The 23,606-nt window shown below is 33.2% G+C and carries 23 protein-coding genes and 1 tRNA gene; 10 read left to right on the plus strand and 14 right to left on the minus strand.

The window, feature by feature from the left end; genetic code table 11:
- Positions 1–183 precede the first annotated feature (183 nt).
- From AC8GF4_RS15405 to AC8GF4_RS15415, 3 genes are all read left to right on the plus strand, one after another.
- Complete coding sequence (locus AC8GF4_RS15405) at positions 184–744, plus strand: porin family protein (RefSeq protein WP_506595842.1); 561 nt, start codon at positions 184–186, stop codon at positions 742–744.
- 563 nt (positions 745–1,307) lie between these two features.
- Positions 1,308–1,838, plus strand: coding sequence for a porin family protein (locus AC8GF4_RS15410; RefSeq protein WP_506595844.1), 531 nt, complete (start codon positions 1,308–1,310; stop codon positions 1,836–1,838).
- A gap of 102 nt (positions 1,839–1,940) precedes the next feature.
- Complete coding sequence (locus AC8GF4_RS15415; protein ID WP_506595846.1) at positions 1,941–3,533, plus strand: L,D-transpeptidase family protein; 1,593 nt, start codon at positions 1,941–1,943, stop codon at positions 3,531–3,533.
- 79 nt (positions 3,534–3,612) lie between these two features.
- Here the strand turns inward: AC8GF4_RS15415 and AC8GF4_RS15420 are convergent, their stop codons facing one another.
- The 12 genes from AC8GF4_RS15420 to AC8GF4_RS15475 all read right to left on the minus strand — a co-directional run bounded on the left by AC8GF4_RS15420 (position 3,613) and on the right by AC8GF4_RS15475 (position 14,507).
- Positions 3,613–3,846 (minus strand): HPF/RaiA family ribosome-associated protein, encoded by a 234-nt coding sequence (locus AC8GF4_RS15420; RefSeq protein WP_506595847.1) that lies wholly within the window; start codon positions 3,844–3,846, stop codon positions 3,613–3,615.
- A gap of 240 nt (positions 3,847–4,086) precedes the next feature.
- A complete protein-coding gene (locus AC8GF4_RS15425) occupies positions 4,087–4,512 on the minus strand; it encodes a very short patch repair endonuclease (RefSeq protein ID WP_506595849.1) in 426 nt (141 codons plus the stop codon).
- A gap of 11 nt (positions 4,513–4,523) precedes the next feature.
- On the minus strand, positions 4,524–5,219 hold the full coding sequence (locus AC8GF4_RS15430; protein WP_506595851.1) for an HNH endonuclease: 696 nt from the start codon (positions 5,217–5,219) through the stop codon (positions 4,524–4,526).
- Between the two features lie 77 nt (positions 5,220–5,296).
- Entirely contained in the window at positions 5,297–5,905 is a 609-nt protein-coding gene (locus AC8GF4_RS15435; protein WP_506595852.1) for a hypothetical protein, read from the minus strand.
- Entirely contained in the window at positions 5,898–6,500 is a 603-nt protein-coding gene (locus AC8GF4_RS15440; RefSeq protein WP_506595853.1) for a response regulator, read from the minus strand. Before AC8GF4_RS15440 ends, AC8GF4_RS15435 begins: the two co-directional genes overlap by 8 nt.
- Before the next feature lie 5 nt (positions 6,501–6,505).
- Positions 6,506–8,632, minus strand: a complete 2,127-nt coding sequence (locus AC8GF4_RS15445) for a sensor histidine kinase (RefSeq protein ID WP_506595855.1) — start codon at positions 8,630–8,632, stop codon at positions 6,506–6,508.
- Complete coding sequence (locus tag AC8GF4_RS15450; protein WP_506595857.1) at positions 8,613–9,692, minus strand: DNA cytosine methyltransferase; 1,080 nt, start codon at positions 9,690–9,692, stop codon at positions 8,613–8,615. The genes AC8GF4_RS15445 and AC8GF4_RS15450 overlap by 20 nt, the downstream gene beginning before the upstream one ends.
- On the minus strand, positions 9,682–9,948 hold the full coding sequence (locus AC8GF4_RS15455; RefSeq protein ID WP_506595858.1) for a helix-turn-helix domain-containing protein: 267 nt from the start codon (positions 9,946–9,948) through the stop codon (positions 9,682–9,684). Before AC8GF4_RS15455 ends, AC8GF4_RS15450 begins: the two co-directional genes overlap by 11 nt.
- An 84-nt stretch (positions 9,949–10,032) precedes the next feature.
- Positions 10,033–10,554 (minus strand): threonine/serine exporter family protein, encoded by a 522-nt coding sequence (locus AC8GF4_RS15460; protein ID WP_506595860.1) that lies wholly within the window; start codon positions 10,552–10,554, stop codon positions 10,033–10,035.
- Position 10,555: 1 nt separating this feature from the next.
- Positions 10,556–11,329, minus strand: coding sequence for a threonine/serine exporter family protein (locus tag AC8GF4_RS15465; RefSeq protein ID WP_506595862.1), 774 nt, complete (start codon positions 11,327–11,329; stop codon positions 10,556–10,558).
- A gap of 690 nt (positions 11,330–12,019) precedes the next feature.
- Positions 12,020–14,116 (minus strand): prolyl oligopeptidase family serine peptidase, encoded by a 2,097-nt coding sequence (locus AC8GF4_RS15470; RefSeq protein WP_506596064.1) that lies wholly within the window; start codon positions 14,114–14,116, stop codon positions 12,020–12,022.
- 317 nt (positions 14,117–14,433) lie between these two features.
- A tRNA-Ala gene (locus AC8GF4_RS15475) sits at positions 14,434–14,507 on the minus strand.
- Between the two features lie 126 nt (positions 14,508–14,633).
- Between AC8GF4_RS15475 and AC8GF4_RS15480 the strand changes: the two genes are divergently transcribed.
- The 4 genes from AC8GF4_RS15480 to AC8GF4_RS15495 are packed head-to-tail and all read left to right on the plus strand — an operon-like array spanning position 14,634 to position 18,825.
- On the plus strand, positions 14,634–15,392 hold the full coding sequence (locus AC8GF4_RS15480) for an enoyl-CoA hydratase/isomerase family protein (RefSeq protein WP_506595864.1): 759 nt from the start codon (positions 14,634–14,636) through the stop codon (positions 15,390–15,392).
- A gap of 2 nt (positions 15,393–15,394) precedes the next feature.
- Positions 15,395–15,565: a hypothetical protein gene (locus AC8GF4_RS15485; RefSeq protein WP_506595866.1), complete on the plus strand. Its 171-nt coding sequence runs from the start codon at positions 15,395–15,397 to the stop codon at positions 15,563–15,565.
- A gap of 13 nt (positions 15,566–15,578) precedes the next feature.
- Positions 15,579–16,601: a hypothetical protein gene (locus AC8GF4_RS15490; protein ID WP_506595867.1), complete on the plus strand. Its 1,023-nt coding sequence runs from the start codon at positions 15,579–15,581 to the stop codon at positions 16,599–16,601.
- Entirely contained in the window at positions 16,561–18,825 is a 2,265-nt protein-coding gene (locus AC8GF4_RS15495; RefSeq protein ID WP_506595869.1) for a hypothetical protein, read from the plus strand. The genes AC8GF4_RS15490 and AC8GF4_RS15495 overlap by 41 nt, the downstream gene beginning before the upstream one ends.
- A gap of 232 nt (positions 18,826–19,057) precedes the next feature.
- On the opposite strand, the gene AC8GF4_RS15500 is transcribed toward AC8GF4_RS15495, so the two are convergent.
- On the minus strand, positions 19,058–19,741 hold the full coding sequence (locus AC8GF4_RS15500) for a ComF family protein (protein ID WP_506595871.1): 684 nt from the start codon (positions 19,739–19,741) through the stop codon (positions 19,058–19,060).
- A 96-nt stretch (positions 19,742–19,837) separates the two neighbouring features.
- Here AC8GF4_RS15500 and AC8GF4_RS15505 point away from each other — a divergent pair, with 96 nt between their 5' ends.
- Positions 19,838–21,376, plus strand: a complete 1,539-nt coding sequence (locus AC8GF4_RS15505) for a glycine--tRNA ligase (RefSeq protein ID WP_506595873.1) — start codon at positions 19,838–19,840, stop codon at positions 21,374–21,376.
- Positions 21,377–21,434: 58 nt separating this feature from the next.
- Here AC8GF4_RS15505 and AC8GF4_RS15510 read toward each other — a convergent pair whose 3' ends face one another.
- Positions 21,435–21,986: a DUF3575 domain-containing protein gene (locus tag AC8GF4_RS15510; protein WP_506595875.1), complete on the minus strand. Its 552-nt coding sequence runs from the start codon at positions 21,984–21,986 to the stop codon at positions 21,435–21,437.
- A 341-nt stretch (positions 21,987–22,327) separates the two neighbouring features.
- Between AC8GF4_RS15510 and AC8GF4_RS15515 the strand changes: the two genes are divergently transcribed.
- Positions 22,328–23,137, plus strand: a complete 810-nt coding sequence (locus AC8GF4_RS15515) for a LytR/AlgR family response regulator transcription factor (RefSeq protein WP_506595877.1) — start codon at positions 22,328–22,330, stop codon at positions 23,135–23,137.
- Between the two features lie 174 nt (positions 23,138–23,311).
- Complete coding sequence (locus tag AC8GF4_RS15520) at positions 23,312–23,563, plus strand: hypothetical protein (RefSeq protein ID WP_506595878.1); 252 nt, start codon at positions 23,312–23,314, stop codon at positions 23,561–23,563.
- The last annotated feature ends 43 nt before the right edge of the window (positions 23,564–23,606 follow it).

The raw sequence follows: 23,606 nt of genomic DNA on the forward strand, positions 1-23,606 counted from the left end.
AAAACAACATCAGATATACTATTTTAAAGATCATTCTGTTTAATAGTAAGTGTTTTTATATAAAAAACAAATGTTGAAATCATTAAATTATGATACAAATTTCGCTTTTTATATAAAATTAACCCTTTAAAAATGAATAATTTTGACTTACAAAAAATTATTAAAAAACTAAAATTCAACAATATGAAAGTATTAAAAACAATCCTTTTTAGCGCATTATTGCTAACCGCTACTTTAGCATCTGCACAGGGTATAGGAATTAGAGCTGGGGTAAATTTAACCTCTATTAGTGGCGATTATTATAATTCTACATCACAAACAGGATACTATCTTGGTATTTACGATGAAATTCCAGTTGTAAAAGACTTGTTTTTCATACAACCTGAGATCCAGTATTCAAGCGAAAAATTTAGCACAACTTTATCCGATTACACTATTGATTATATTACTGTTCCTGTTTTGGCTAAAGTGTATGTTGTGAAATTATTGAGTTTTGAAACAGGACCACAATTTGGTTTCAAAATAAACGATAAATCAGATCCGAATAGTGCTTTTATAACGCCTCAGGATGATTTTGAGACTTTTAATCCAGCATGGGCCTTTGGAGCTTCGCTGAATCTGCCTTTCGGATTATCGATAAATGGTCGTTTTATCACTAGTTTCAATAGTGTATTCAAAGATGGCACTTACAATGATCAAGGAAAAAGTCAAGTTTTTCAATTAGGAGCTGCTATAAAATTCTAAATACCCATTTTCAAACACAAAAAATTGTCTTAAAGTGTATTTCTTTAAGGCAATTTTTTTGTTTTTAATGTATTTTCTAATTTATACCAGTTACATATATATATTAGTCCAACAAGCTTATCTTTTGCATAAGCTTATACATTAATAAGCGTCAGAAATTCTCGCATATATTTTAAATTAAAACTCTCGCAAAGACGCAAAGGCGCAAATGATTCGTCCGACCTTAGCGCCTTTTCGAGAAAAAAGCTTAACCCTATTGCCCTTGGGAGAAAAACTTCAAACCAGAAAAGTATTTGAGTTAATTTATATCTGGGTTTGGTATTACTCATTTTTTGAGAACATAAAGCGGTACGCATATCTGCAAGATACTTTGTAAAGACATATTCACTTCGTGAAAATCGATTAGACTACTTATCATAATTATTTACAACAGTATTTAAGTCATAATAAAACAATGTTTTTTGTTTTTGTCCTGTGCTAAAAAATAGATAAAAAAATTAAAAATATATAGTACTTTTGAATAATCTACCCTACAATGGGTTTTAATCTAAAAACAAAAAAATATGAAATCATTAAAATTTTTACTGTTTAGCGTTTTTGCAGTTGCAGTAAGTATGACAGCAAATGCACAAGGTTTTGGGATAAGAGCAGGAGCAAATTTCTCTGATGTAAATGGAACGGGTTTGGACACAAGTGTAAAAACGGGTTTGTATGTTGGTGTTTTTAAAGAAATACCCTTAATAAAAAGTTTGCTTTTTGTACAGCCTGAAATCCAATACTCTCAAGAAGGATTTGATTCTAAATTTGAAAACGTGAAAGTTGATTACATAACTTTACCAATTATGGCTAAGGTATATGCTCTTAAATTGTTGAGTTTTGAAACAGGCCCTCAATTTGGTTTTCCTATTTCGGACAATCTTGAAAGTGGGGACGTAAATAGTTTTGTGACATCATGGGGATTTGGTATGTCTTTGAATCTTCCTTTACATCTTTCTATCAACGCTCGCTATGTAACAGGATTGACGGATACTTTTGATGGTTTAGACAGTAACAAAAGTCAAGTATTTCAAATAGGAGCTGCCTTCCGTTTGTAATAGCACAATTCGTATTTTATAATCTAACAAGTTGCCTTAGAGTTCATTTCTTTAGGGCAATTTTTTTTGTACTTTTATAGAAGTATCTAATTCACACTGCTTATGAGAAAATCAATTGTGTTGCTTATCCTATTTGTACTTGGCTTTTCTTTTTCTTTGTTTTCTTGTAAAAAAAAGGACGATGCCAATTTAAAATTACCGCTTACAATCAATACCGTTGCAAAAGTGAAAAGCTTAACTCCATTTGACAGCACATTGGTCAATGTTTTTTTTAAAAATTACCCTGAACTTCAAAAATATAAACAAGAAACTACCGAATTGTATCAAAAACGGAATTATCAATTCATTTGGTTTGACGCCAAAGGGATGCTTGAAGTCAGTCATTTGCTGTACAATAAATTGAATACTATGGAAGATGACGGAATTAAAACGGCTATTCCCTACAAAGAAAAGCTGGACTCTCTTTTCCAGAATACAACCGAAAATCAAAAGGCAACGGTCAATGACGAATTGTTACTTACGTCGCTTTACTTTTTTTACACCAATAAAGTCCTAAAAGGAATAGACGACAAAAAAACAACCGAATTGGGTTGGTACTTGCCTCGAAAAAAACAATCGTATGTCAACTATTTAGATTCGATTATTGCCAATCCTTCTTTGATTGATAAAAATGAGAAAGAAATATTGGGTCAGTATTACAATTTAAAAGAAGTGCTTCGGAAATACAGAAAAATCCAAAAAGACAATTCTTGGAATCCCATAGTGCTAGATTCCGGTATCACTGCTTTGAAACTGGGCGATTCATCACAGACTATTGGCCAAATCAGACAGCGTTTATTTATTCTGGAAGACCTCACTGCCGACTCGAAAAGTAATATTTACGACGACGCTCTTGCTGCTGGAATTAAAAAATACCAAAAACGCAATGGCCAACGCGAAAATCAAACTATTAACCAAAAAATCATAACCTCTTTAAATGTTCCCATTGAAGACCGCATTAAAACCATAACTGTCAATATGGAACGCTGTCGCTGGATTGATGTTGATGTTGCCAAAGCCAGAGAATTAATCGTGGTTAATATCCCTTCTTATCAATTGACCTATTTCAAGGAAGGAAAACCGGTTTTAACATCCAATGTAGTCGTGGGAAAAGACATGAATAAAACCGTGATTTTCAGTGCCGATATGCGTTATATTGTTTTTAGTCCGTACTGGAATGTTCCTACCAGCATTATCAAAAAAGAAATCAAACCCGGCATGGCCAAAAACAAAAATTACCTCGCGCAACACAATATGGAATGGAATAATGGTACAGTTCGGCAAAAACCAGGTCCAAAAAATTCGTTGGGTCTAGTGAAGTTTTTATTCCCCAATAACAATTCCATTTACCTGCATGACACCCCTTCCAAAAATTTATTTAATGAAGAGAAAAGAGCCTTTAGCCACGGTTGCATACGCGTTGCCAAACCTGTGGAACTGGCTAATGAAATCCTAAAAGACGATAAAAACTGGACTCCCGAAAAGATTGACGCCGCCATGCACAAAGGCAAAGAATCTTGGTACACACTCAAAAATAAAATTCCAGTATATATTGGCTATTTTACCGCTTGGGTTGATGACAAAGGCGAAATACATTTTTATGACGATGTCTACCAAAGAGACGATCGATTGGCGACAATGTTGTTTGAGGAATAAACGCCATCAGTATAAAATAAGAAAGGCTGTCTTTTATGGAGACAGCCTTTCTTTATAATTGTTTTGTTTTGGTAATTGCTTAATGTGCTTTTTGTTTATCGAATGTAGTGTTGAGCACTTTTTTGATTTTGTCCAAAGCGCCATTGAATGCTTTCTCAATTGAATCCGAATGCTCCGTAACGGCTATAGGTTGCATATTGGCAGGCCTAGCCTCAATAATACAACGCTTGTCACCAAATCCCGATTTGGCACTATTTTCATCTCCAAAATGTACTTCGATACGAGTTACTTTATCGTCAAAACGAGCTAACACTTTTTCGATTTCACTAGAAAATAAGATTCCAATCTTTCGCTACCTTCAATATTCTTGTCTGTGTTGATTTGTACTTTCATATGTTGTTTTTTATTAATTTTTAATGCTATATCTCAAAGTTAAGGAATTTTAGACTTCATTTGGGTATTTTAGTAAAACATTATGAAAGAAAAAAGCCGTTTTTTGATTTACGGACAGAAGTGTCTGAAAATGAAAAATTTAGTGACTATTTTTTGGTAATTAGCCTTTTTTTTGAAGTAAAATAATTTCTTGTTGGATTATGGCAATACAATTCTCCAGGTTTTTTTCGATTTCATGACTCCAAAAACGGATTACTTTCCAGTTTTGAGCTTCCAGATAATTGTTTACCTCAACATCTCTTTGAATATTTCGTTCTATTTTCTTTTGCCAAAACTCTGTATTGGTTTTGATGCGGTCTTTTTGGGTTTCCCAATCTTTGCCGTGGAAGAATTCACTATCGACAAATATGGCAATTTTTAGTTTTTTGAAGGTTAAATCCGGTTTGCCAAAAACGCTTCTGTTGTTCTTACGATACCGGTAGCCGAGATGCCACAAGACTTTTGCCAATCGCACCTCATCTTTGGTATTGGTGGAGCGAATGGCGCTCATGATTTTACTTCTCTGTTCTTTGGAAAACTTTTCCATTACTTAGACAATTACTTATCAAAGATAGTGTCTAAATGATATTCCAGAAATTCTTTTCTAGGCAAATATTTTAGGGGATCGGTAATTTTTAGATTCTCAACAGTAGCAAAATGACTCTGATAAAAGGAAGTTTCTTTTTTCTTTTTCAAATTGGCGGATATGATCACTTGGTAGTTTTGATTGATCCCAATTAATCCTTTGTCAAATGCTTTATCATAAAGTGCCGAAAGACAAATGCCGTTCTCAGGATTCAATCTCTCACTTTCATTTTTTGACCAAGGAATAATATGACTTGCCAATAATAATTCCGGAATATCAATTCCTGTTATTGCACATCTAGTACTGTAATTAATTAAAACCATTTGCCTAAAAACCGATTGATTAACCCTAGTTTTAACTTCTCGTATTACAGTTTCTCCTTTTAATCCTTTTAGGTCAAAAAGAATGTCTTGATATTTGTTCTCAATGGAAGTATTTTCTTTTTGAGCCAGGATTTGTTCACTGAGAAAAACAAGTTCTTCTTGGTTGTTAAAAAACTCATCCCAAATAGGTTGAACTTGGTTCATGCCATTTTTCAAACCTCCAACTCCTCTCTCTTGATGATAAGGATCAACACTTGCAAAATTTCCTAATCTCATGGCTATCGAACTTGGTGTTCTTCCAGTCAAATTTGCAAGTTGAATAATTTCTGGTGTGCTTTTATTCATTTTCCCAAAAGGCAATTTAAGATACAAGTTAAAAGCAAGTATTAATTCTTCCCGAGTCCAGAGGTTTTTTCGCTTATTCAAATTATTAGATCATTTATGGTTATATTGTTTCCAATTTTAACTAATGCATCCCTATTGTCCAACAATAATGAAGCTATAAATGAATTCGTTTTATAAACCTTTTTGATCTGGTCGTCGTAATGGTGGAGCATTTGAGAATAAACACTGTCAGTAGACACGCCTTTAATAAAAAGAAATAAACCATAATTCGCACATTCCAGAAAACAGGAAAAACCTGAGTAAAAATTAAATTGATTTTTATATCCAAAAAAACTTTGACAGCCGTTTTTTATTAACTCATGTCCAAGTGTGTGTCCACTACTACATGAAACAGTATAAAAAAAAGTATTAGAAAAATTCGTGATATTGATTGTTTCTGAAAGAAAAACATTAGCTCCACCTTCTGCTAAGCAAGTTTCATTACCATGACAATAAGTTACAAAAATGAATGATTTTAAATCAATAGTACTGTTATTAATGTGGTTACTATTTAGTTCATTACTATTAATAATAGATAAAGGAAAAAATTTACCATTAAAAAAATTCAATATATCATCACGACATTCTGTTAAAAATGTTCCAGCGTTAATGTCGTCGTTGTCAAAAGCTAAAAGAATATCAATCATTTAATTTTTCTAGTTTACGAAGTAATAAGTGGATTGTTAGCTGATTTAGTTTTTTGGAAAAAGATTTTCCTAAATCAGTTTGATTCCTTATTTCATACAAAATTTGATTTAGCGATAAGGATAATCCGTTAGCAGTGAAAAAAACTGGAATATCCTTATCTTCAGGTTTTTGAATTATCCAATCTTCAATTATGTTATCAAGACTTGTTTTTAAAAAATCTAATGCTTTCTCAATTACGACTAATGACTCTTGAATTGTTGAGTCTTTACTAATAAAACCTGACGCATTATTATTAATAAAATCACTGAATGATTCTTCTGTTTCATTTATACCGCTCCAAAGTATTACAGGAATTAATTCTGATTTTGCATTTATTTTTTTCAAAATAGAATGTCCATTTTCAATATCTGTAGCAGAGAATTGAATATCTAAAAGAACTATCATATTTAGTTCTAAATGATTCATAATGAAATCCAAACCTTCTTCCGGCTTCAAGAAAAACGAAACATTAAAACCCTTATCTTCTAAAGTATAAAGTAAAGGATGTTCTTTAATTGAAATAGTATCGTCAATAACCACGAATGTTACCTCCATATTTATTATTTTTTAAATGGTAATGTAATTTTAAAAGAAGCACCTGTCGGTTTAAACTCATTTTCTATAACTTCTATTTCTCCCCCCATTGCTTCAATTCTAGTTTTCGCCATATAAAGCCCCATTCCTGCACCACCATCTTCAGAAGTAGTTGTAAAGAAGATGTCAAATATTCTATATTTATCTTGTTCATCTATACCTGTACCATTATCCGAGAAAATCAAAGTAAAATCATTATTATTAACAATTCCACTACACTTAATTTTTTTATTGGATTGATTTTTCAATGCTTTAATGGAATTTGAAATTAAATTATCTAAAATATCCTCAATTGCTTTTCTATTATAATTTAAAATTAAATCCTTATCTAAAATTATTTCAGACTGTATCTTTTCTTTAAATAGAATATCTTCATAGATATTACTGAAAAGATTATTTATTAATTCCTTTATGCTAATTTCTTCAAACTCGCTATCTGACTTAGCATATTTAAGCATAAAATCTACACCTCTTCTTAATTTTATCATTTCAGAATATATCTTTTTAGAAATTTTCTTAAATCTATCCTCGAGTTTCGGATTTGGGAAATTTTCACTGAAATATTCAGCGCTTGTTATGATATGCCCAATAGTATGCTTTGTCATATGCGAAAACATTGCTGAGAATGTTTGCAAAGAAACTAAACTAAACAAAAGATTTTCTATTTGCTTTTTTTCTTCTTCTGACTTATTAAAATCACTAATACTTCGATTAACAGTTCCTTGTAATTTGGAAAGGCTTTTTTCAATGTTTGTTAAAACTTCTTTCACTTCGGGGCTCGAAGTATCTTTGATTTTTGAAATATCGCTTTTTAAATCTTTTATATTATCGCTTGCGCCGCTTAACCCAGATTTGGTTGTTTCTCTTGACGAATTCCTTTGATTTTTTAAATAACTTTCAATTTGTTGTACTTGCTCAATAACAAATTTTTTAAGTTGATAAAATTGTTTATTGTCTACAAATCCCTGTCTATTTGTAGACTCAACTATAAAAGGATTTAATTCATCCGCTAATTCTATATAACCAAGTAAATCTCTTGTTCCAAGTCTGTCAAAAAAACCTGAATACCGTCTTTTATCAAGTCCCAAAATATCTTTTTGCTCATTTTGGGTGTCCGCATATTCTGCAAATGGAGTAGTTATTAACCCATCACGATAAATTTTAATACCATCTATTTCTACATTGAAATATTTTTTATATTTATCTTTCGCTGGTTTATCAAAATAATAAATAGTTGCTTTTAATGGTCCACAATCTCTTAATGGAACATTAATTACATTCAATTGATCTTTTTTAAACTGTAATATCTCTTGAGTATTATCTGCTAAATTATAGGAAAGTTCAAATTTTAAAGTTGCAAAATCAATTATTTGTGGTTTTATTGATGCGTCTTTATATTTCTCGTAATCAGATTTTATTTTTATATGAAATGGAAATAACTTACTGTCATTATTTGGAGATACAAGTTTTGATAATTCTTTATATGCTCTATCTATATCTCTCTCTAGCCATTCTTCATCTATTCTAGATATTTCGAGAGTAGTTCCTTGTGTATCAATTTCTGCATCTTCTAACCAATATCTATTTTTTATATCAGTAAAAAAATCTTTAGAATCTTCAAAATTTAATGACATCTGACTGTTTTCAATTTTTGAATAATTAACCCAATCCGTTTCCAAACAAAACAGTTTATTAGACCCCTTTTTCTTTGTTTTCAAAACTAATTTTGCACCAAGTTTATCAACAGCAAACCTACCTATACCTTTTTTTCCTGAAACTATTCTATTATATGGTTCGGGTGTTGTTCTTTCTCTTCGTTTACTACTTGTTCCAATTACCATCCATCTGTTTTTGATATCGCTAAAATCCATACCAAATCCATCATCACAGATTATTATTTTTGAATCGTCATTTGTTGGATTAATGTTTAAGAATTTTATTGTAACATTATCTGCATTCGAATCATAGGAGTTCTTTACTAATTCAAATAATGCAGTAATTCTATCTGTTATTAATTCTCTTCCTAAAAGTCTAAATGCACTTACGTCGAAGTTAAACTTTAAAAAGCTTTCTTCATTTTTTGTTTTTGCCATTAGGAGTTAATTTAATAATTTGTTCAAAAATTGCTTTTGCTAATAAAGGTGGTACTGCATTACCTATTTGCTGTTGCTGAAAAGACAAATTTCCTTTGAATTCAAAATTATCAGGAAAACTTTGAATTCTTGCAGCTTCCCGTACCGACAATCCTCTGTTTTCGAAAGGATGAATTAACATGTTTTTTCTATAATTAGCAATAACAACAGAAGGGTTATTTGGATCTAGTCTTTTATAAATTCCGCTATGACAATTTTTGGTGTCCTTATAGTTTTTCATCAATTCTTCAGGAATTGCCTTCCAGTTCTGGCCAGGTTTGATGTGTTTGTATCTTTCAAGAACATAATCTTTATTTCTTGAAACAAAATTTTGTGATGCTTTCTCAGAAGTTCCTCTCATGAGTTTTGCATAAGGATTAGCTTCAATGTTTTTATAATCCAAGATTTCATAATAATCTCCATTATTTAATTTTGGTAAATCTTCAATGGCTTCATTAACAGTTACTCTTTTTTCATGTTTGTCAGGAAATACAAAATCAATGTCCAATCTGTTCCCTATCATAAAAAATCTATTCCTATTTTGTGGAACCCCATAGTCCGAAGCTGTTAAAACATCCCATTTGGTTTTATAACCTAACTTTTCAAATTCTTCTTCTAACTTATTGATAACAGTTCCATTTTCAAAGGATTTAATACCTTCAACATTTTCGAAAACAAACCATTCAGGAGTTAGCTCTTTTACTTGTCTTATGTATTCATGAAATAATGAATTGTTAGTGTTTTCAGAGTTACGTGTTTTTGTGTTTGAGGTTGAAAATCCTTGACAAGGTGGACCGCCAAAAAGCAAAAATGAATTTTTATGTTTTTTATCAAAAATAACTTTTCTAATGTCTTTTTGTATTACTTCAGCTTCAGGATGATTTGCTTTAAAGGTTGCAACTGCATGTTTGTCATATTCAACCGCAATCGCTACTTCTATTCCACACATAAATGCGCCTATACTCATACCCCCAGCACCACTAAAGATATCTATTGCCTTTAATGTTTTTCTATTCGCCATAATTAAATAATTCTTGGATGTTTACTTCGAGTGCTTTTGAGAGTTTTTCGATTATGAGTAGTGAAACATTTCTTTTTCCTTTCTCAATGTCAGAAATGTAGGTTCTGTCAATATTAGCAATATTCGCCAGATACTCAATGGAGTATTCTTTTTGCTCTCTTAGTTGTTTGATTTTATGACCAAATTTTTCTTTCAGATTCATAACCGATAAATATAATCCTACGAGGACAATTGACCTGCTTACAATTGTCCTCATTAAATAATAGTTTTCAACGTGTTTTCAGACCAAAAAAAAACGCCAATCTTTCGACTGGCGCTTTAGTATATATAAAAATTGCTTTTAGATTTCTTCATCTAAGTTTTCGAGTTGTTTTTCTAAAACAGGATCAACTTTAATTCGCTTCACGGTTTCTTTACGGCTGATGAGCAACGGTATGGCAACTCCTGCCGCCAAAGCCAATATGATGAACAAAGCCTTGAGTCCATTGTTTACGGTTTCAAAAAAGAGTTTGGTATAGATTTCTGGATCTTTCTCTCCTGTCAATTCTATTACTCCGACCATGGCTTTGTAAGCAAATAAGCCAGGAATCATTGGGATTAACGCTGGTAATGCAAAAGTCATTGGAGGCGCTTTTCTATAATGTGCTGCCAAAACACTAAAAAAACCAATGATGCTGGATCCGCATAAGACTGCAAATACCAATCCTACTTCTTTTGAAATTAAAAAAAACTTAAGCAATCCGCCTAGGGCTGCTATAATGTATATAATTCCTAATGTTCGGCGTGGGACATTAAACAATACAGCAAAACCAACTCCTGCACATCCTAGCCATATTCCTTTTTCTAATAATGTAAAATCCATTTTAGTGTAAATTAAAAATTAATAATGAAGACATCAATCCCAATGCTATGGCAAAAGCAATTACCAATACATTTACACCTCTTATGGTTCCGTTCATTATATTTCCGTCAATCAAGTCAGAGAAAGAGTTAATCATGGGCACTCCTGGAATTAAAAACAAAACCGAAGTAGAAAAAGCATGAACATAAGTAGCTTCTGGATTAAAAAAAGAATACAGACCAACGGTAAAAGAAGAGGCCAAGGCTGCAAAAAAGACACACAAATAAAAATTGAATTTGAGTTTCATTGTTTCTTGACGAACATACAGTCCTATAAACGTTCCTAAAAAGCACATCGCCATTTCGATTATGCCACCTCCCAAAATTCTGCAAAAAGAAGCGCCTGCTAGTGACACCAAAAACAAAACGGCTATTCTAGGATACAATGGTTTTCGATCCAACGCTTTTACCTCTTTGTTGATGCGCTCGACGGACCATTTTTCTTCGACAATTTTCCAGCTCATGGTACTGATATCCGAGATGAGATTGAAATTCAGGTGCATATTGGGCACCCATTTTACACTGGTGAAGGTTTTGATTTTGTCTTTGTATGTTAAGGTAATCATCAAAGCGTGATTGGTAATTAACAAATCGGAATCACAGTCAAAAGCACTGGCAATTCTAGATATTGTTATCTTAACACGTTCTGTATTGGCTCCCGAGACCATGAGTAAGGAACCTATTTCTAGGAGCATTTCTCCTAATTCAAATTTATTGGGTTTGGCAATTATTTCCATTTAATAGTGGTTGTTAGTAATACTCTCAAATTTAAAAATTTAAGATTTTAAAAAACATGATTTTTCCCCATAAAACTATAATTTATTTAGAGACTAAATAACAAGGCATTTCCAACGTTTTCGTTTGTTGATAAGTGTAAAAAAGGGGTGTTTTTTCTTTTTTTTAATTGCATTTGGGCTCCATATTTTCATTTTTGGAAAGGATTTTCCCGTTCTAAAAACACAAAAAACGTCAGCTTGAGGGCTGACGTTTGCTAAAAATGTATTTTGGGCTGTGCATTTTTACCGAATTATTACTTTTGCCGTCTTAAAAAAAGGATAGTTTAATCTTTTATGACTATCTCCAACAATTGCCAATCTAATAAAATTTGTTATTCCTGATAGCTAGCTAAGTTATCCTTTTTCTCGCCAAGACGCAAAGGCGCAAAATTTAGCACTTCTTTTTTTGCGTCTTCACGCCTTTGCGAGCCCAATTTCACGCAAAGGCGCAGAGACGCAAAGTATATTTTCAATATTTAGACTCTTGATATGAGTTACGGACAGTCTTACTGTTTTTTATGAAAACTGCTGCCCTAGCCCTGATGGAAACGGCATCTCCCGATTCAGAAAAACAAGGCTTTTTTGCCGTAGTTTTTGTTAATCGGGAATACAGTGGACAGCAGGATTAAGCTCCTTATCACTACAACTTCTTTATTTTGGCAATGCTGTAAATCCCATATTGAATAAAGTAAAAGCTTGTATGTCGCAACTTTCCTGAATGGTAGCAGCCAATGATTTTCCTGCTCCGTGGCCTGCGTTAATATCAATTCTAATTAAAACGGGGTTGTTTCCGGTTTGCTTTTCCTGTAACTCGGCTGCAAATTTAAAGCTGTGTGCCGGAACTACTCTGTCATCATGATCGCCCGTAGTAACCATAGTGGCAGGATATTGAACCCCTGCTTTTACGTTGGCCACTGGTGAATATCCTTTGATGTATTCGAACATTTCTTTGCTATCTGCCGAGGTTCCATAATCAAAAGCCCAACCTGCTCCCGAGGTAAAAGTGTGGTAGCGCAACATGTCCATCACGCCAACGGCAGGCAACGCCACTTTCATTAAATCGGGACGTTGTGTCATAGTGGCTCCAACCAATAACCCTCCGTTGGATCCACCGCGAATGGCCAGAAAATTGGATGAAGTATACTGTTGAGCTATCAGGTATTCGGCAGCGGCGATAAAATCATCAAATACATTTTGTTTTTGCATTTTGGTTCCTGCATCGTGCCATTTTTTGCCGTATTCTCCGCCTCCACGTAAATTGGCCACGGCATAAATACCGCCGTTTTCCATCCAAACGGCATTGGCAATACTGAAACTAGGCGTTAAACTGATGTTGAATCCTCCGTATCCATAAAGAATAGTTGGGTTTTTGCCGTTGAGTTTTAACCCTTTTTTGTGCGTGATAATCATTGGAATTTTGGTTCCATCTTTGGATGTATAAAACACTTGTACGGATTCGTAATCTTCGCTTTTGAAATCAACTTTTGGTTTTTGATACACAGCCGATTTTCCCGATTTTGGTTCAAAAGAATAAATCGAAGGTGGCGTAATATAATTGGTAAAGGAATAATACAGAATTTTTTCTTCTTTTTTGCTTCCAAAACCTGAGGCTGTACCGATTCCTGGTAATTTAATTTCGCGAACCAATTTTCCGGAATAATCATACTGTTTAACCACCGAAACGGCATCTTTCATGTAATTGGCAAAGAAGTATCCCGCTCCTGTTGTTGGAGTCAACACATTTTCGGTTTCGGGAATCAGATCTTTCCAGTTTTCTGGTTTTGGATTGCTCACATCTACACTTACAATACGTTTGTTGGGCGCGTTTAAGTCGGTTTCTATGAATAATTTTTCTCCTTCGTTTTCAATAATGTTGTTGTCACTGTTGAAGTTGTCTACTATGGTAATAATCGGACTGTTTGGTTTGGTCAAATCCTGAATGTACAATTCGTTTCCGTAAGTAGAATTGGCAGCAGAAATTACCAAAAAACGATTGTCTTCGGTTAAATACCCACCAACATAACGGCGTTTTTGATCTAGGCCAAAGACAACTTGATCGTCTTTTTGAGCCGTTCCCAATTTATGGTAATACAATTTGTGCTGGTCGGTTTTGGCCGATAGCTCGCTTCCTTTTGGTTTGTCATAACTGGAATAATAAAATCCTTCGTTCCCTTTCCAAGCAATACCGCTAAACTTAACATCGACCAAAGTGTCTTCAAGTTTTTTGAAAGTGTTGACATCCATTAGGACTACTTTTCGCCAGTCACTTCCGCCTTCAGAGATAGAATAGGCAACTTTGGATCCATCTTTACAGAAATCTACTCCTCCCAAAGAACTGGTTCCTAATTTTGAAAAAGTATTTGGGTCCAGAAAAACTTCTTCTTTGCCTTTGGAGTCTTTGCGATACAAAACCGATTGATTTTGTAAACCGTTGTTTTTGTAATAATATATAAAACTTCCTTCTTTAAACGGAGCACCAATTTTTTCGTAATTCCACAGTTTTTCGAGTCTGGATTTCAAAGCGTTTCTAAAAGGGATTTGATCCAAATAATCGTAGGTTACTTTGTTTTCTTCTTTGACCCAAGCAGCTGTTTCGGCCGATTTATCGTCTTCGAGCCAACGGTAGGGATCGTTTACTTTCGTATCAAAATAGACATCGACTGTTTCTCCCTTTGCTGTTTTGGGATACGTTAATGGAGTGGTTTTTTGGTTTTGCCCTAGAGTAGTCAACGAAGTAGATACTGCCATCAGAAATAAGATTTTTTTCATTTTGAAGTTAGTTTAAGTATCTAACAAAAATAGGGAAAGTTTTTTAGTAAATTGTATCGAAGGAAGGATTGGAAAACAAAAGCTCTATGGGTTAACTTATAAATATGGGGCATTACCAAAAAGGTCATAGCCATTCTTTCTTTTTTCAAACCATTAAGAAATTAAGATTCATTAAGATTCGAGGTCGTTCTTAATGAATCTTAATTTCTTAATGGTTCAATATTTCTGAGAATATATTGCTCCTTTTTTTTTCAGGACTAGGCATAAAAAAAACCCAAACAAAGTTTGGGTTTTTGTGGAGAATACCGGATTCGAACCGGTCACCCCTTGCCTGCCAGGCAAGTACTCTAGCCAAATGAGCTAATCCCCCAAGTGTGTCGCAAATATAACATTTAATTATAGGAATATGCAAATTTCAAAATCACTATTCTTTTAAATTCAAAAAAATAATAAATTGCTTCGGTTACTTTTTTAACTTTACATCAAAATATACCTTATGCTTACACCAGACAAAAACGGAACTCTACTTACCACTATTGAAAACAAAATTGCAACGGTGCAGTTTGGACATCCTGCAAGTAATTCTTTTCCAAGAGTATTACTCGATAGATTGACAAATGAACTTACTTTTTTAAGTGACAATCCCGAGATTTCTGTAATTGTATTAAAAAGTGAAGGCACGGGCGCTTTTTGTGCTGGAGCTTCCTTTGATGAACTGTTGGCAGTAAGCACACTTGAAGAGGGCACCCGATTTTTTTCTGGATTTGCCAATTTGATTAATGCTATGCGAACTTGTAAAAAAATAATTGTAGGCCGTATTCACGGAAAAGCCGTAGGAGGCGGAGTTGGGATTGCTGCCGCTTGTGATTATGCATTGGCCACGCCAGAAAGTGCTATCAAATTGTCGGAATTGGCTATTGGTATTGGCCCTTTTGTAATTGAACCTGTTGTTTCTAGAAAAATTGGAAAAATAGCCATGTCAGAAATGACTTTGGATGCACACGAATGGAAATCAGCTGCTTGGGCTAATCAAAAAGGACTCTATGCTAAAATAGTAGAAACACAAGAGGCACTTGATAAAGAAGTTATTTCATTTTCCAAAAAACTGGCCCTTTACAATCCCGAAGCGCTATTCGAAATGAAAAAAGTATTTTGGGAAGGAACCGCTCATTGGGACAAACTTTTAAAAGATAGAGCTGCTATTTCTGGCAAACTTGTCTTGTCCGATTTTACCAAAAATGCTTTAATAAAATAAAAATGACACATTTCTTTCTATTGCTTCAAAATGCAAACATCGAAGAAAAAATAAAAAACGCCCCCAATGAAAGCTATCAATTAGGAGTTCTTATTGGATCTTTTATTCCTTTTGCTATGCTCGCAGCTATTGCATACTGGACGTATCATCGTGCTAAAAAAAGAAAAGACTAACTTTTATTTTGATATGAACCATTCAATGTCTTTCAAAAAAACACTACTTTTTGGTGTCTTATTATTTTTTGTTTTATCTTGCCAAAAACAGGAGAAACCACAGATTTCATTTTATTATTGGAAAACTGTCTTTAAACTTTCGCCAAAAGAAAAAGAAGTATTGTCTCAAAATAAAGTTCAGAAAATTTACATCCGATATTTTGATATTGACTTGAATTCAAAATCTCAAGAACCTTTTCCTAGAAGCCCCATTCGATTTGAAGAAAAAATAAATGCTTTTCAAATTGTTCCTGTTGTTTACATTAAGAACAAAGTAATGCTTTCAAAGAACTTGAATGTATCGGATTTGGCTCAAAAAACAAACCGTTTCATTCAGCAAATTAATTCGAGAAATACTATTTCAATTCAAGAAGTTCAAATTGATTGTGACTGGACTTTAGACAGCAAAGACAATTACTTGCATTTTATAGAAGAATTCAAAAAGGTATCACGCAAAAAGCTTTCAGCCACCATTCGGCTTCATCAAATAAAATACTTCAAGAAAACAAAAATTCCTAATGTGGATCGTGGCGTTTTAATGTACTACAATATGGGGAAAATAGCACCCGACTCCCTTAATTCTATTTATGACAGAGCAATTGCCAATCGGTATTTGTTGAGTTTAAAAAATTACCCGTTGCCACTTGACATTGCTTTACCCATCTATTCTTGGGGCATACATATACGGGATGGAAAAATAATTGGTCTTAGGAATAAAATAAATATAAATAATCTAAAAAAAAACAGTAGTTTTGTTCTTACAAATAACAACTGGTTCAAAGTTTTAAAATCCAATTATAAAAATGGAGTTTATTACAAAGAAAATGACCTTGTCAAACCAGAAATGATTTCAAGAAATGATTTGCTCGAAATGGCAAATGACCTTGAAGAGAACACAACTCAAAATCCGAAAGAAATTATCTTTTATGATTTAGATGAATTTAATTTAAAAAATTATGATACAGTCCTTTTTAAAAAAGTTACTGATTACTTTTAGTGCTATTACACTTATCGTTTATGGAACAATTTATGCTTGTGGCGGAGGTGATGATTGGGGTTGGTCATTTGATTCTAACTTTACTCCAGAAACTTTTGTAGATAAATCATACAATCCACTTTTCTTATCTTCGGATGTTTTTTATGGAATTGGTTTTGACACAGAGCACCTTACCAGATTTAATGCCGAAAATATAAAAGATTGGAACACCTATCTTGAAGGCAAAATAAACGAAAAAGATTTAACCTTTTTCCTTACCGATTCCAGCAGTGCAGATGTAGCTGACTTAATTGTTTATTATAAAAAAGAAAAACCGAATAAAGTTTCCGAAAAGTGGAATAAAAAATTCAAATTAAGTGAAGCAAAAATAAAAGATTTTTTCTTTTTTTTAAATGAAGCACAAATTATTGAAACCTACTCCACCCAACAATACGATTCTTGGAATTACGATGAAACGGTAAAACCTCAAGTTTTATCCGATCTGAATTGGATAAAGTCGTTGGAAAACAAATACAATAATACCAAAGACCCTTTCCTGAAAAATAGGTATTGGTTTCTTGTAGTAAAAGCAAGTTTTTACAGTGACCGTCAAGTCAATGGCGTAGCCTTTTTTAATCAAACACAGAAATCAGTCCCAAAAAACACCTTGTATTATAGAGCACTCGCTTATGTTGCTGGTGTAGAATACAAACAAAAACAGTATGCTAAATCCAATTTTTTATACAGCCAAGTATTTGACAAATGTCCCACTTTGCGTGTTGTTTCGGCCTTTTGTTTTCATCCTCAAGAACAAAAAGACTGGAAAGAATCCTTGGCTTTAGCCAAATCAGACGAAGAAAAAGCGGCTCTTTGGGCTGTTCAAGGCTATTATAATGACGAAGAAAAAGCCATAGCCGAAATCTACAAACTTCAACCAAAAAGCCAGCACCTTGACTATTTATTGACTCGGTTAATCAACAATCAAGAAAATAGAATAGACCAATCGTTCAAAGAAAAGTCCGTTCTTGACAACAAAAAAACAACCAAAGACAGTATCAAAAAATCTACAATTGAGTTGGTTGCAAAGATTGCGCAATCAGACAAAACCACAAAACCGTATTTGTGGAATGTAGCAGCTGGATACCTAGAAACTTTAAACGGAAATTTCAATCAAGCCGACAAAAATTTTGACAAAGCCGAAAGCAAAATGCCAAAAACGCCTTTGGCTATTGATCAACTGCGTTTGTTGCGATTTGTAAATAATCTAAGTAAAATTGACCAACTCAATAGCTCGAATGAAAAATCCATTCTGGCCGATTTGACTTGGTTGTATTTTGAAGTACCTCAAAAACCTATCGAAAATTTCAGATATCAAAATGCATCACAATGGAGTAAAAACTATTTAGCATCATTATATAAAACACAGAAAAATACGGTAATGACCGAGATTTTTAATTCTGATACCAAATTCTACGATAAAAACACCAATTTATTAGCCATAAAAGCTTTTTTGTCTAAAGAAAACAAAACCGAATTAGAGAAAATAGGCACCAATATTTATGAAATAAAATTAGCCGATATCAATTATTTTCAAGGAGTTAAAGCCACTTTCGAAAACAAAATCCCAGAAGCGATTGCTTTTATGAATCAATCTGATGGATTAGAAAAAACTGTTTTTTATGGAAATCCATTTCTAGGAAACATCAAGGATTGTCATGATTGTGACCATCAAGCCATACAAAAAAAGAAATACAGTATGCTTGATTTTCTATCCATTATTAAAAAAATGCAGGACAATGTGACCAAAAACGTTGATATCTACAACAACTGTCTATTGCTTGGAAACGCTTTTTACAATGTTACCCATTTTGGTAACGGCCGCCTTTTTTATGAAGGTAAAATAGCAGGAGAAGGCTCAACTCCAGACTATTTTAGAGATCCTATTCGGGATATGATCATCAATTGTTCATTGGCGAAAGCCTATTACGAAAAAGCTTTTCTTGCAACCAAAAACATAGAACAAAAAGCCAAGTGTCAATACATGATAGCCAAATGTGAGCGCAACGACTATTACAATAAAAAATATTATTCGCTTAATTTATCCACTTGGGACATACAAGATGACAAAACCAATTTTATTGCGTGGCAAGGATTTAAAAATCTAAAAACTAGTTATTCTAAAACCAAATACTATAAAGAAATCATTAATGAGTGTGGGTATTTCAAAACCTATGCTCGAAAATAGTTTTCAAAATCACTTGGGAGTGCCCCCTTTGAGCAAAAGGGCTTATTTATGACAACGCTTATACAGCCCTTTTGCTCAAAGGGGTCGGGCTATCCGCGCTACTTCGGTAGCTAGCTTCTATCCCTCACTTGCTTAACAAGACCTTCTTATTTAAATACGAAATTTAATTCTCAAAATAGTAAACAAAATTAAATACCTAACAGGTTCAAAAAATGGGTTAGCATAATAAAAATTACCAACTTGCCATTGCCATGCAAACAATACTAATTTTTGCTCCAGGAATTTTAAGTAAAGCTTTCGAACAAGCTTCGAGAGTAGCGCCAGTAGTTAAAACATCATCTATAAGCAGAAAATGTTTGTCTTTGTCTTCTTCGGAATAAACAACATCAAAAACGGACTCAATTCCTTCGGTTCTACCCAATAGATTTTTCTTGGATTGGGTTTTGGAATATACTTTTCGAATTAGAATTGTATTGTTCAAAGGGACTTTAAAATTCTCAGAGAATGCCAAACCAAAATTGGTCACTTGATTATACCCTCGTTCTTTCAATCGCTTTTTATGCAAAGGAACAGGAATGATTGTGTCTACAGTATTTAAAATGTCAACGTTTTTTAAATCGTCCGAATACCATTCACCCAAAACAGTTCCAATTTCTTCATGTCCTTTGTATTTCAAATTATGAATAAGTTCTTGAACCATTCCTTTTTTATGAAAATACAATAATGCCGAAACGTATTCAACTGGAATTCGGCCATAAAATTTTTTGAAAGCTTCGTTTTCGGGATTCAAATGATGATTGGTCAAAGGCAATTCATGACGGCATACAGTACATATAACATTTTCATTAGTGCCAATAAATGATTTACAACCAGCACAAACAGGTGGGAAAAACAAATTTATCAGGGATTTAAACATAAAAAGATTGATTTATCCATAAAAATATAAAATCCTAGGCTTCAAACTTCATTTTTTTTCTTTTTTTAATTTCCCTTTTTATATTTTTGCACTACTATGGCAAAACAAGAAGATTTATTTAAGAATGTAGTTTCGCACGCAAAAGAGTACGGATTTATTTTTCCGTCAAGCGAAATATACGATGGTTTAAGTGCAGTCTATGATTATGCACAAAACGGAGTAGAATTAAAAAAGAACATACGCGAATATTGGTGGAAATCGATGGTTCAAATGAACGACAACATCGTTGGACTAGACGCGGCTATATTGATGCACCCAACCACTTGGAAAGCATCGGGTCACGTAGATGCTTTCAACGATCCATTGATAGACAACAAAGATTCTAAGAAAAGATATAGAGCTGATGTTTTAGTAGAAGATTATGCTGAAAAGTTAAATATAAAAGCTAAAAAAGAAATCGAAAAAGCGAAAGCTCGTTTCGGAGATGCATTCAATGAAGAGGAGTTTGTTACTACAAATGCTCGTGTAGTTGAATATTTGGCCAAAGAAAGAGAAATTCTGGAAAGACTTGCAAAAGGGATGAGTGAAAACCTTCCAGATGTAAAAGCTTTAATCGAAGAACTGGAAATTGCAGATCCAGAAACGGGTTCTAGAAACTGGACAGATGTTAAGCAATTCAACTTGATGTTTGGTACAAAACTAGGCGCTTCGGCAGATTCGGCAATGGATTTGTATTTGCGCCCAGAAACGGCACAAGGTATATTTGTAAACTTCTTGAATGTTCAAAAATCAGGAAGAATGAAAGTTCCTTTTGGTATTGCTCAAACCGGAAAAGCGTTTAGAAACGAAATCGTAGCCAGACAATTCATCTTCCGTATGCGCGAGTTTGAACAAATGGAAATGCAATTTTTTGTTCGTCCAGGCGAAGAAATGCAATGGTACGAACACTGGAAAACTACTCGTTTGAATTGGCATTTGTCACTAGGATTAGGAAGCCAAAATTACCGTTTTCACGATCATGAAAAACTAGCTCATTATGCCAATGCAGCAGCCGATATTGAATTCAATTTCCCTTTTGGTTTTAAAGAATTGGAAGGAATTCACTCTAGAACTGACTTTGACTTAAAAGCACACGAACAATTTTCGGGAAGAAAATTACAGTATTTTGATGCCGAATTGAATCAAAATTACGTTCCTTATGTTGTAGAAACTTCAGTAGGATTGGACCGAATGTTCTTGGCAGTTTTTGCAACTTCGTTAAAAGAAGAAACACTAGAAGACGGTTCAACCAGAACAGTATTAAAATTACCAGCTGTTCTTGCTCCAACAAAAGCAGCGATATTTCCTTTGGTTAAAAAAGACGGATTACCCGAAATTGCACATAAAATTATTGAAGATTTACGTTGGGATTTCAACGTAGCCTACGATGAAAAAGATGCTGTTGGTAGACGTTACAGAAGACAAGATGCTTTGGGAACTCCATTTTGCATTACTGTAGATCACCAAACGATAGAAGATCAAACGGTAACAATTCGCCATAGAGACTCGATGAAACAAGACCGTGTAGCCATCGCCGACTTGAAATCAATCATCGAAAATGAAGTTTCAATGAAAAACTGGCTGATGAAAATGTAGTCACGTATTCATTTATATAAAAAAGGCTTCTCTAAAACTAGAGAAGCCTTTTTTTGTTTTAATTAAATCGATACCCTATGGAAAAACCGCCACGTCCTACAATCTCATAATCATCATTATTGTTTGAATTATGAAATAAATTCCTTCCAATACCTGCGTTTATTTCAAACAGAAACCCTTTTTTGGTTATCCATTTTGAACCTATTCCAAAACCAAGAGCAAAATCGGTAACCGTTTTATCAGGAACTTCATTAATATAAGTGCCAGTGTTAAAATCATAAGTGCTGTATCCTTGATTTACATAATTATTTAGCATTCCAAAACCCTCAACAAAGAAACCCGCCGCAGGTTTTTTTCCAAAATAAAATCGATAAAAAGGTGTAACGCTAAAATTGACATCAATATCATTATCAAAACTTACAAATACAGCCATCCCTGCTCCTGATTCATCATCCAACAATCGTTCATAAGTAGCTTCAAAAGCCCCAGCTATTAACATAACTGTATTAATCTTTAATTCGTTTCTTTTAAAAAAAACGGGCTCTTTCTCTTGGCTATAGCTAGAGAAGCAGGCAGAAAACAATAATAAAAGTAGAATTTTAATTTTCATAATACATTAAATTTAAGTTGTGTTGCTTATTGGTAATAATATCAATAATTTTTCTTACAAAGAAAATATATTTTTTACATAAACCAAATTACTTATTTAAAAAAAAATAATCTTTAGAAAAAAAAGAAAGATAACACACGTATGGCTTTCACAAATAACACAATAGATGGTGTTTTTTTAACTATTTATCGTAAAAAAACATAACTTTGAATGTTTTTATTTAGATTTATGGCAAAATTATTAAAGTGTATCTAAACTATATTTATTAGAAAATCATTATAAATAGAACACTATATTTATTTTAAAAAGGATAATACGATTAAATTAAGATTTCAAACAAAATGAATTATACCTACATTATTATAGATGACGATCCAGAAAGTGTTTTGAGAACAAAGGCAATTGCCAGTGAGTTTTCAGAATTGAATTATCTTGGTTATGCAGATAATTATGCAGCTGGTGTGAATCTAATTTTAGAACACATGCCCAAACTCGTTTTTTTGGAAATCGATCCTGCTGACAAAAACAGTAATCTATCGTTACAGTTAATCAATGGATTATTAATGTATTTGAAAGAGTTACCCAAAATTGTAATTACGACCAAGAATAAAGATTTCGCTTTTGACTGTATCAAATATGAAGTCATTGATTATTTATTAAAACCTTTGCTAGTAATCGATTTTGTAAAATTGATTCATAAATTAAACAAAATAAATACCGAAGACGAAGTTTTATTGGTTCAAACTCCAAATGCTCGTGAAAGACTAGCACTAGAGAATTTTGAGATAAAGAAAAACAAAAAATCATTTATACTCTGCGTCAAATCGTATGGTGATCATCGATACATCGATTCTGATGATATTTGTTATTTTCAAGCCGATAATAATTCTACCGATATACACATGAAAAGCGGAGAGATGATTACAGCCTTCAAAACCTTAAAACATTTTGAAACCGTTTTGTCCAACCCTTTTATTCGAATACACAATAGCTATATCGTCAATCTCAATTACATCTCCAGAATCCATACCGGTAACTCCTTATGTTACATCAAGAAAACCACTATAAAACTGCCTTTTTCTAAGTCTTACAAAACCAATGTTGACTTTATAATTGCTGAATTTGCCAATGAAAATTATATAGAAACCTAAGAAATTGTCATTTGCTCTGATTTGCTATCCATTCACTATCAAACGAATATCATTGACCATAAACCCTTTTTTTTGAGTTGATTATAGCGCTTTACTGTTTAGTTTTACAAAAGAATTCCAACACAAACGGAATCAAAAACGTAAAAAATAACAACAACATAAAGCCCCGAAATCATGAAAAAAGCTATCTTAACAATCGGATTATTTACAATAGTAACAGCATTAACTTCATTCGCAAAACCTACAACATCAAATGTTGACAACACAGTTAATACAGAAATTGATGGTAATGGAGGCCAAGACTCAGGTGGAAGTAAAAAAGTGGATTTTAATCGTAATGTTTCAATGATTAATACCGCTAACAAAATTTCAGAAATTGATGGGAATGGCGGTCAAGATTCTGGAGGAAGTAAAAAAGTGGACTAATAATTTCATAAAAACATCATAAAGGCTGTCATTTATTTGACAG

The organism is Flavobacterium rarum (SeqCode) (assembly GCF_965234445.1).
Lineage (GTDB): Bacteria > Bacteroidota > Bacteroidia > Flavobacteriales > Flavobacteriaceae > Flavobacterium > Flavobacterium rarum.

What these genes read in the sequence shown, in the direction of transcription:
- AC8GF4_RS15405 (WP_506595842.1), top strand. Translation starts at nt 184, where the DNA reads ATGAAAGTATTAAAAACAATCCTTTTTAGCGCATTATTGCTAACCGCT.
- AC8GF4_RS15410 (WP_506595844.1), top strand. Translation starts at nt 1,308, where the DNA reads ATGAAATCATTAAAATTTTTACTGTTTAGCGTTTTTGCAGTTGCAGTA.
- AC8GF4_RS15415 (WP_506595846.1), top strand. Translation starts at nt 1,941, where the DNA reads ATGAGAAAATCAATTGTGTTGCTTATCCTATTTGTACTTGGCTTTTCT.
- AC8GF4_RS15425 (WP_506595849.1), bottom strand. Translation starts at nt 4,512, where the DNA reads ATGGAAAAGTTTTCCAAAGAACAGAGAAGTAAAATCATGAGCGCCATT.
- AC8GF4_RS15430 (WP_506595851.1), bottom strand. Translation starts at nt 5,219, where the DNA reads ATGAATAAAAGCACACCAGAAATTATTCAACTTGCAAATTTGACTGGA.
- AC8GF4_RS15435 (WP_506595852.1), bottom strand. Translation starts at nt 5,905, where the DNA reads ATGATTGATATTCTTTTAGCTTTTGACAACGACGACATTAACGCTGGA.
- AC8GF4_RS15440 (WP_506595853.1), bottom strand. Translation starts at nt 6,500, where the DNA reads ATGGAGGTAACATTCGTGGTTATTGACGATACTATTTCAATTAAAGAA.
- AC8GF4_RS15445 (WP_506595855.1), bottom strand. Translation starts at nt 8,632, where the DNA reads ATGGCAAAAACAAAAAATGAAGAAAGCTTTTTAAAGTTTAACTTCGAC.
- AC8GF4_RS15450 (WP_506595857.1), bottom strand. Translation starts at nt 9,692, where the DNA reads ATGGCGAATAGAAAAACATTAAAGGCAATAGATATCTTTAGTGGTGCT.
- AC8GF4_RS15455 (WP_506595858.1), bottom strand. Translation starts at nt 9,948, where the DNA reads ATGAGGACAATTGTAAGCAGGTCAATTGTCCTCGTAGGATTATATTTA.
- AC8GF4_RS15460 (WP_506595860.1), bottom strand. Translation starts at nt 10,554, where the DNA reads ATGGATTTTACATTATTAGAAAAAGGAATATGGCTAGGATGTGCAGGA.
- AC8GF4_RS15465 (WP_506595862.1), bottom strand. Translation starts at nt 11,329, where the DNA reads ATGGAAATAATTGCCAAACCCAATAAATTTGAATTAGGAGAAATGCTC.
- AC8GF4_RS15470 (WP_506596064.1), bottom strand. Translation starts at nt 14,116, where the DNA reads ATGGCAGTATCTACTTCGTTGACTACTCTAGGGCAAAACCAAAAAACC.
- AC8GF4_RS15480 (WP_506595864.1), top strand. Translation starts at nt 14,634, where the DNA reads ATGCTTACACCAGACAAAAACGGAACTCTACTTACCACTATTGAAAAC.
- AC8GF4_RS15485 (WP_506595866.1), top strand. Translation starts at nt 15,395, where the DNA reads ATGACACATTTCTTTCTATTGCTTCAAAATGCAAACATCGAAGAAAAA.
- AC8GF4_RS15490 (WP_506595867.1), top strand. Translation starts at nt 15,579, where the DNA reads ATGAACCATTCAATGTCTTTCAAAAAAACACTACTTTTTGGTGTCTTA.
- AC8GF4_RS15495 (WP_506595869.1), top strand. Translation starts at nt 16,561, where the DNA reads ATGATACAGTCCTTTTTAAAAAAGTTACTGATTACTTTTAGTGCTATT.
- AC8GF4_RS15500 (WP_506595871.1), bottom strand. Translation starts at nt 19,741, where the DNA reads ATGTTTAAATCCCTGATAAATTTGTTTTTCCCACCTGTTTGTGCTGGT.
- AC8GF4_RS15505 (WP_506595873.1), top strand. Translation starts at nt 19,838, where the DNA reads ATGGCAAAACAAGAAGATTTATTTAAGAATGTAGTTTCGCACGCAAAA.
- AC8GF4_RS15510 (WP_506595875.1), bottom strand. Translation starts at nt 21,986, where the DNA reads ATGAAAATTAAAATTCTACTTTTATTATTGTTTTCTGCCTGCTTCTCT.
- AC8GF4_RS15515 (WP_506595877.1), top strand. Translation starts at nt 22,328, where the DNA reads ATGAATTATACCTACATTATTATAGATGACGATCCAGAAAGTGTTTTG.
- AC8GF4_RS15520 (WP_506595878.1), top strand. Translation starts at nt 23,312, where the DNA reads ATGAAAAAAGCTATCTTAACAATCGGATTATTTACAATAGTAACAGCA.